Source organism: Kitasatospora sp. NPDC093558, assembly GCF_040683475.1.
In the GTDB taxonomy this organism is placed as follows: Bacteria; Actinomycetota; Actinomycetes; order Streptomycetales; family Streptomycetaceae; genus Kitasatospora.
In genome coordinates, this window is record NZ_JBFBDY010001291.1 from 1 (window position 1) to 1,195 (window position 1,195).

Annotated in this window: 1 protein-coding gene; it reads left to right on the forward strand. The window is 74.3% G+C overall.

The window, feature by feature from the left end; genetic code table 11:
- Positions 1–1,131: threonine/serine exporter family protein (locus tag AB0O00_RS40450; RefSeq protein ID WP_363659654.1), on the forward strand; the 1,131-nt coding region annotated here is incomplete at its 5' end.
- Positions 1,132–1,195 lie beyond the last annotated feature (64 nt).

Sequence of the window (1,195 nt, forward strand, 5' to 3'; positions counted from 1 at the left end):
GGCGACGCGGTTCGTGGGGACGAGCCGGGGCCCGCCGCAGTCGCCGCCGCCCTGGACCTGGCGTTGCTGGTGGGGGAGTTGATGCTGGCCTGCGGCGAGGCCGCGGAGGACGTCGAGGCGGCCATGTTCGCCGTCGCGTGGACCTACCGGCTGCGGCCCTGCGATCCCCAGGTCACCTTCACCCGGGTGGCGATCTCCTACCAGCCGGGTCCCGGCGAGCCGCCGGTGACGCTCGAGCGGTCGGTGCGCCGGCCCGCCGGGGACTGCGCGCGGCTGGCCGCGCTCTTCCGGCTGGTCACCGAGATCACCGTGGGCGGACTGGGCGTGGACGACGCCCACCGGCGGCTGCTGGCCGTGAACCGGGACTGCCCCCGCTACCCGGCCTGGGGGCTGGTCCTTTCCTCCGGCTTGCTGGCCGGCACCGCGACGCTGCTGGTCGGCGGCCGGGTCGATGCCAGGGCCTGGCTGGTGTTCGTCAGCGCCGTCGTCGCGGCCGCGGCGGGCCACCGGCTCTCGGAGCTGGTCGGGCGCCACGACCTGCCGGATTTCTACCGGATCGCGACGGCCGCGACAGCGGCCGCGGCCGTCGGCATCCTCTTGTCCTTCAACCAGCTGCACCTCCGCGGGTCCGTGGTGGTCACCGGGGGGCTGTACGCGTTCCTGCCCGGATGGCCCATGGTGGCGGCCGTGCAGGACGGCCTCGCGGGCTTCTACCTCACCGCCGCCGCGCGGCTGCTGGAAGCGCTGTACCTGATGGTGGGCGTGGTCGTCGGGGTGATGAGCGTGCTCTACGTCGGCGTCAACAACGGCGCCGACCTGGCCGCCCAGAGCGTCCCGTCCTCGTCGAACCCGCCGCTCCAGCTGGCCGCGGCGCTCCTGCTCGCCCTGGTCTTCGCGGTGCTGCTCAACACCGAGCCGGGTATGTTGCCGGGCGTCCTCCTCAACAGCGCCGCGGGCTGGGCGACGTACGGCGTGCTGGTCGACGCCGGCGGGGGATCGATGATGGCCACCGGCCTCGCCGCCGTCCTGGTCGGCCTGTCCGGCCAGCTCATGGCCCGCCACTGGGACAGCTCCGTGCTGCCGTTCGTCACCGAGGCCCTCGGGGCGCTGCTCCCGGGCTCACTGCTGTAGTTGGGGCTGTTCGCCTTCGTCCGGGGCGAGCCGGAGACCGGCCTCAGCGTCATCGGGCGCGCCG